Genomic DNA, 7,271 nt, shown 5'->3' with positions numbered 1-7,271 from the left:
CCGCCGCGTCGTCAGGACCGAGTATGACGGCTCGATCACGGTGCTGATGGATTCGTATCAAGGCAAGCGGCTCAATTCACCTAACGATGTGGTGGTGAAATCCGACGGCTCGATCTGGTTCACCGATCCGGTGTTCGGCCTGCTCGGTAACTACGAAGGCTACAAGGCCGAGTCCGAAATCGACGCCAACGTGTATCGCCTCGACGGCACAAGCGGAGAGGCGACCATCGTCGCCGAGGGCATTCTGGGGCCAAACGGGTTGTGCTTCTCGCCGGACGAAAAAATCCTCTACATCGTCGAATCGCGCGGCGTGCCGAACCGAAAAATTCTCGCCTATGACGTGTCGCAGGGTGGCGACAAGCTCTCCAACAGACGCGTGCTGATCGACGCCGGACCCGGCACGCCGGACGGTTTTCGCGTCGACATCGACGGCAATCTGTGGTGCGGCTGGGGCATGGGCAAGCCCGAGCTCGACGGCGTCATGGTGTTCGCGCCCGATGGCGCGCCGATCGGCCGCATCGCGCTGCCCGAGCGCTGCGCCAATGTCTGCTTTGGCGGCTTGAAGCGCAACCGCCTGTTCATGGCCGCGAGCCAGTCGATCTACGCGCTCTATGTCAATACGCAGGGCGCGCTGGGGGGATAGTTTCATCGCAAACCGTAGGGTGGGCAAAGGCGCCTTCGCGCCGTGCCCACCATTTCTTCGTGCGTATCGAGAGATGGTGGGCACGCTTCGCTTTGCCCACCCTACTCGGCATACTCAAGCCGCGTTGAACCCCGCGACCGCCTTCACCTCGAGATATTCCTCCAGGCCATACTTGCCCCATTCGCGGCCGTTGCCGGACTGCTTGTAGCCGCCGAACGGCGCGGTGCGATCGTTCGGAACGCCCTGCAGGTTGACGTTCCCTGCGCGGATCTGCTTGCCGACTTTGCGCGCACGCTCGACGGTGCCCGCGGAGACGTAGCCCGCAAGCCCGTAGGGCGTGTCGTTGGCGATCTTCACCGCGTCGTCTTCGTCCTTGGCGCCGAGGATGGTCAGCACCGGCCCAAAGATCTCCTCGCGCGCGATGGTCATGTCGTTGGTGACATCGGCGAAGATGGTCGGGCGGACATAAAAGCCCTTGTTGACGCCCTCCGGCAGGCCCGGACCACCGGCGACCAAGGTGGCGCCCTCGTCGATACCCTTCTTGATCAGTGCCTGGATCTTGTCCCACTGCCCGCGATTGACCACCGGACCGATCGTGGTGCCTTCGGCGCGCGGATCGCCGGCTTTCGTCTTCTCCGCCACGCCCTTGGCGATCGCGGCGACCTCCTTCATCTTCGACAGCGGCACGATCATGCGCGATGGCGCGTTGCACGACTGTCCCGAATTGTTGAACATGTGCATGACGCCGCCAGCCACCGCCTTGGTGAGATCGGCATCATCCAAAATGACGTTCGGCGACTTGCCGCCGAGCTCCTGGCTGACGCGCTTCACGGTCGGCGCAGCGCGCTTGGCGACGTCGATGCCGGCGCGGGTCGAGCCGGTGAACGAGATCATGTCGATGTCCGGATGCTCGCTCATGGCGGCGCCGACCTCGGGGCCAAGGCCGTTGATCAGGTTGAACACGCCTTTCGGCACGCCGGCTTCGTGCAAAATCTCGGCAAAAATCAGCGCCGAGGTCGGCGTGAACTCCGAGGGCTTCAGGATCATGGTGCAGCCGGCGGCAAGTGCCGGCGCGACCTTGCAGGCGATCTGGTTCAGCGGCCAGTTCCAGGGCGTGATCATGCCGACGACGCCGACCGGCTCGCGCACCACCACGGCCGACGGGAGCGTTTCCTCGAACTCGTATTTCTTCAACACCTCGAGCGTCGACATCAGATGGCCGAGCCCGGCGCCGGCCTGCAGCTTCTCCGCCATCGGCAGCGGCGCGCCCATTTCGTCGGAGACGGCGGCGCCGATCTCCTTCATGCGGCCCTTGTAGATGGCGATGACCTTTTCGAGCAGCGCCACGCGTTCCTCGCGGCTGGTCTGCGAATAGGTTTCGAAAGCGCGCTTGGCTGCAGCGACGGCCTTGTCGACATCGGCCTTGGAGCCGAGCGCAATTTCGTACATCGCCTCTTCCGTCGCCGGATTGACGACTGGCGTGGACTTCTTGACGACCGGATCGACCCAGGCGCCGTCGATGTAGAATTGCATGCGGTTGACCATCGGAAACCTCGTGATGTCAGGGCAAATGGTGGGAGCGTTCGGCAACGATCCTTGCACGAAAGCCGGGTTAAGGAGAACCCGCCCGCATGCTTGACCTGCTTTGCGGCGGACGCTGGATATAAGTGCCGGAATATGACGCTGGCAAGATCATCAGTGTCGTTCCGGCGAAAGCCGGGACCCATACCGCGTGAGGTCTCGGTTTGGCACGCTTGCCAGTAGCCCCCTCAACGACTCCCCACCTATGGTTATGGCCCCTGCTTTCGCAGGGGCGACATCTAACATGCGGCTATACCGCCATTTTGCGGTGCAACACCGGGGCACCGGTCGTGAGCGCTTCGGCCGCGTCGATGATCGCATTGGCGTCGATGCCGTTATGGCGATAGAGGTCGGCGATGCTGCCGGTCTGGCCAAAGCGCTCGACCCCGAGCGCCTCGACGCAATGGCCGCGCACGCTGCCGAGCCAGCCGAGCGCCGCCGGGTGGCCGTCGAGCACGGTGACGATGCCGCAGTCGCGCGGCAGCGGCGCGAGCAATCTTTCGATATGACTCAAATGCTGCACGCCGCGGCGATCCCGTCGCAAATTCCGCGCGGCGGTCCACCCCGCATGCAGCCGGTCGGCGGAGGTGATCGCCAAGAGCCCGACGTCGCGCCGGCTCTCGCCGATGAAGCCGGTCGCCTCGATCGCCTCCGGCGCGACCGCGCCGGTATAGGCGACGATCACTTCCGCATTCGGCCCCGGTCTCCGCAGCCAATAGGCGCCGTCGGTGATGCCCTTCTTCAGCTCCGGCGACATCAAGCGCTGCGGCTGGTCGATCGTGCGCGTCGACAGCCGCAAGTAGATCGAGCCGCCCTCGCCTGCCTCGCGCTGCATGTGCTCGAAGCCGAACCCAATGATCGCAGCGAGTTCGTCGACAAAGGCCGGCTCGAACGAGACGAGCCCGTCCTGCGCCATGCCGATCAAAGGCGTCGCAATCGACTGATGCGCGCCGCCCTCCGGCGCCAGCGTGATGCCCGAGGGCGTCGCGGCCACCATGAACCGCGCATCCTGATAGCAGGCATAGTTCAGCGCATCGAGGCCGCGCTCGATGAAGGGGTCATAGAGCGTTGCCACCGGCAACAGCCGCTCCCCATTGATCGTGTGCGACAGCCCGAGCGCCGAGGCCAAAATGAACAGATTCATCTCGGCAATGCCGAGCTCGATGTGCTGGCCCTTGGGCGAAAAGTCCCAGTTATAGGTCGAGGGGATCTTTTCGCTGCGAAACAGATCCGCCTTCTCGGCGCGCGCAAACAGGCCGCGCCGGTTGACCCAGGCGCCGAGATTGGTCGACACGGTGACATCAGGCGACGTGGTGACGATGCGGGACGCCAGCGCACTATCGCCGCGCGCGAGTTCGTTCAGCACCAGGCCAAAGCCCTGCTGTGTCGACATCTGGGCCACCGGCTTGAAGCTGAGCTCCGGCACGTCATAGGCCGGCGCCGACAGTCGGCGCTGGCTCGCACGGTTGAACGGCACGCTGGCGAGGAACGCTTCCAGCTCAGCCGCCTGCTGCGAAAGCCCCTCGAAATGCTCCCATTCATGCCCCGGACGGATGTTCTGGCTCGCGCGCCAGGTCTCCATCTGGGCCACCGTCATCAGCCCGGCATGATTGTCCTTATGGCCCTGGAACGGCAGGCCGACGCCCTTGATGGTGTAAGCGATGAAGCAGACCGGCCGGTCGTGATCAACAGCTTCGAATGCTTCGATCATGCTCGCCATGTCGTGACCGCCAAGATTGGACATCAGCGCCAGCAGCTCGTCGTCGCTGCGCCGTGCGATCAGTTTTGACACCTCGCCCCGGTCGCCGATCTCATCTTGAAGATGACGGCGAAACGCAGCCCCGCCCTGAAAACACAGCGCGGCGTAGAGCGCGTTGGGGCAGTTGTCGATCCAGCGCCTGAGCGCCTCGCCGCCCGGTTCGGCAAACGCCTGCCGCATCAGCGTGCCATATTTGACGATCACCACGTCCCAGCCGAAATTGCGGAACATGGTCTCGAACTTCTCCCATAACCCCTCGCGCACGACCGCATCGAGGCTCTGGCGGTTGTAGTCGACCACCCACCAGGTGTTGCGCAGGCCGTGCTTCCAGCCCTCCGCCAGCGCCTCAAAAATATTGCCCTCGTCCATCTCGGCATCGCCGACCAGCGCGATCATGCGCCCCTCACGGCGATCCTTCATCCAGCCATGCGCCTTGACATAGTCCTGCACGATGGACGCGAACAATGTCTGCGCGACGCCGAGCCCGACCGAGCCGGTCGAGAAATCGACATCGTCGGTGTCCTTGGTGCGTGACGGATAGGACTGCGCGCCCTTGAAGGCCCGAAAGTTCTCCAGCTTCTCTCGCGTCTGCCGGCCGAACAGATACTGGATCGCATGAAACACCGGGCTCGCATGCGGCTTCACCGCAACGCGGTCCTCGGGCCGCAGCACCGCGAAATAGAGCGCCGACATGATGGTCGCGAGCGACGCCGAGGAGGCCTGATGGCCGCCGACCTTCAGGCCGTCGGAGTTGGGCCTTAAGTGGTTGGCGTGGTGGATGGTCCATGACGACAGCCACAGGACTTTTCGCGCCAGGGCGGACAGCAATTCGAGACGATGCGGTTCGGTCGGCATGGCCGTGCCTCCGGCACTTGGGATCGGCTGGCAAAATTCTAATCCTGTTTGCATTCGCGAAATTCTCAAATTCTCGCACCGCATCCGCATTCTTTGGTATGATATTCTGGCGTTGAGCTTCCTTTTCGGATTTCATACCAATGCCCGACCTCGATACCATCGACCGCAAGATCCTCGGGGCGTTGCAGGCCGACAGCCGCATCACCATGGCCGAGCTTGCCGACAAGGTCGGGCTGTCGGTCTCGCCGTGCCACCGCCGCGTCAAGCTGCTTGAAGAGCGCGGCGTCGTCACCGGCTATCGCGCGACCCTCGACCAGAAGGCGCTGGGGCTGCATGTCAGCGTGTTCATCTCGATCAAACTCGCGCGGCAGAAGGAGGAAGACCTCGACCGCTTTGCCCGCGCGATCTCGAAATGGGACGAGGTGCTGGAGTGCTATCTGATGACCGGCAACCGCGACTATCTGCTGCGCGTCGTGGTTGCTGATCTCTCGGCCTACGAGACGTTTTTGAAAACCAAGCTGACGCGCCTCGACGGCATCGCCTCGATCGAGTCGAGCTTTGCGCTGGCGCAGGTGAAATACTCCATCGCGCTGCCGGTGTGAGACGTTCGTCATTGCGAGCCAACGGGTCCGCGCAAAGCGCGGCCCGATGACAGGCTCCGCGAAGCAATCCGGCATCTCGTTAACGGTTTTCTCAGTTGTCATCGCCCGGCTTGACCGGGCGATCCAGTACGCCGCCGCTTATCAGCTCAAGCGCTGCCGCCTCTAGAATATTGGTATTTTCTGTAACCAGTATTCAACCACGCGACACAATGGCACGACGGGCAATTTGCGCATGGCGCATATGCGCAAACCTGGCTTTCGGCCAGCGACTGCGGTGACCCGGCTCGAAGCGAGTGTGATACCAATACCCGGCAGTTCAGGAGGCCGCGTCGCCCAAGCGCAGAGCGATATACGAAGACGAGGAGGCAACATGAGTGCTCTCAGCCGTCGCACGTTCCTCGGGCTCGCACAAGGCGCCATGGTCGCGATCGCAATCTGGGCCGCGCCTGCGGACGCGCAGGAACGCTCTTCCGTCGTCGTCTTTGAGAACGTCCGGATTTTCGACGGCACACATCCGCAGCTTTCGGCACCGTCCAGCGTTCTGATCAGGGGCAACGTCATCGAAAGGATTTCGACCGGTTCGATCCCGACCGATCGCGGTGCCGATACAAAAATCATCGCAGGCGGCGGCCGCGTCCTGATGCCCGGGCTCATCGATGCGCATTGGCACGCGACTCTGGTTCGCTCGACGCCTGCCCAGCTCTTGTCCAGCGACATCGGCTACAGCACGCTCCTGGCGGGGGCCGAGGCCACCGCAACGCTGATGCGCGGTTTTACGAGCGTTCGAGACATGGGTGGACCGGCCTTCGCCCTCAAGCGGGCCATCGATGACGGGGTCCTGCCAGGTCCCCGCATCTACCCGTCAGGCGCCGTCATCACGATCAGCGGCGGCCATGGCGACTTCCGCGAACTCACCGACCTGCCCAGGACCACCGGCGGGACGCTGAGCCGCGTCGAGCAGCTGGGGGCCAGCGCCGTTGCCGACAGTCCGGATGAGGTTCGAAAGCGGGCGCGCGAACAACTCATGCAAGGCGCCTCGCAGATCAAGCTGACGGCCGGCGGCGGCGTTGCGTCGCCGTTCAGTCCGCTGGAGGTCACGACCTTCACGGAAGCCGAGTTGCGTGCCGCGGTCGAGGCGGCGACGGATTGGGGGACCTACGTCGCCACGCATGCTTATACCGTCAGTGCTATACAGCGCTCGATCGCAGCAGGGGTCAAGGTCATCGAACACGGGCACCTGATGGATGAGGCGACTGCACGCCTGATGGCCGAGAAGGGCGTCTGGCTCAGCACGCAGCCCTTTGTCGACCTTGGCGGTGCAAAGCTCCTGCCGGCCGCGCAGCAGCAGCAGATGATGCAGGTGGTGAGCGGCACCGACACGATTTACGGCTATGTAAAGAAATACAAGATCAAGACCGCTTTTGGAACAGACATTCTGTTTTCGCCAGCCTTGGCCGAGCGCCAGGGTCAGGGAATCGTCGATCTGACGCGCTGGTTCACACCGGCGGAAGCGCTCGCCATGGCAACCTCGGCAAACGGAGAACTTCTCGCCTTGTCGGGCTTGCGCAACCCCTATCCCGGCAGACTGGGCGTCGTTGAAGAAGGCGCCCTCGCTGATCTCATCATCGTCGACGGCAATCCCCTTGATGACATCAATCTCGTTGCCGACCCGGCGGCCAAATTCCTGATCATCATGAAGGACGGCGTCATCTACAAGAACGCCATTTTCAGGTGATCGGACCCGCCAACATGTGATCGACGGCATGGGGTCGGACCATGACCAAATCGCCCGGGGATCTCGGCTCATCTGACGAGGCTGCCCCTTTCGGGC

5 protein-coding genes are annotated in these 7,271 nt (G+C 63.3%); 3 read left to right on the top strand and 2 right to left on the bottom strand.

All coding sequences use genetic code 11. The features are described from left to right. On the top strand, positions 1–643 hold a 643-nt coding region (locus JOZ76_RS25030; RefSeq protein WP_291703176.1), incomplete at its 5' end, for an SMP-30/gluconolactonase/LRE family protein. 114 nt (positions 644–757) lie between these two features. On the opposite strand, the gene JOZ76_RS25025 is transcribed toward JOZ76_RS25030, so the two are convergent. Both JOZ76_RS25025 and JOZ76_RS25020 read right to left on the bottom strand, forming a co-directional pair. Further along, the gene (locus JOZ76_RS25025) at positions 758–2,188 is read right to left on the bottom strand and encodes an aldehyde dehydrogenase family protein (RefSeq protein WP_291703175.1); all 1,431 of its coding nucleotides are present in this window, start codon (positions 2,186–2,188) and stop codon (positions 758–760) included. A 286-nt stretch (positions 2,189–2,474) separates the two neighbouring features. Then, the gene (locus JOZ76_RS25020) at positions 2,475–4,838 is read right to left on the bottom strand and encodes a 1-deoxy-D-xylulose-5-phosphate synthase N-terminal domain-containing protein (RefSeq protein WP_291703174.1); all 2,364 of its coding nucleotides are present in this window, start codon (positions 4,836–4,838) and stop codon (positions 2,475–2,477) included. Between the two features lie 140 nt (positions 4,839–4,978). Between JOZ76_RS25020 and JOZ76_RS25015 the strand changes: the two genes are divergently transcribed. Both JOZ76_RS25015 and JOZ76_RS25010 read left to right on the top strand, forming a co-directional pair. Continuing rightward, positions 4,979–5,440: an Lrp/AsnC family transcriptional regulator gene (locus tag JOZ76_RS25015; RefSeq protein ID WP_291703173.1), complete on the top strand. Its 462-nt coding sequence runs from the start codon at positions 4,979–4,981 to the stop codon at positions 5,438–5,440. Between the two features lie 418 nt (positions 5,441–5,858). After that, positions 5,859–7,175: a metal-dependent hydrolase family protein gene (locus JOZ76_RS25010; protein WP_291703177.1), complete on the top strand. Its 1,317-nt coding sequence runs from the start codon at positions 5,859–5,861 to the stop codon at positions 7,173–7,175. Positions 7,176–7,271: the final 96 nt, after the last annotated feature.

The sequence above is a fragment of the Bradyrhizobium sp. genome, from assembly GCF_019244115.1.
Classification (GTDB): domain Bacteria; phylum Pseudomonadota; class Alphaproteobacteria; order Rhizobiales; family Xanthobacteraceae; genus Bradyrhizobium.
This window is presented reverse-complemented; position numbering and strand designations above follow the sequence as displayed.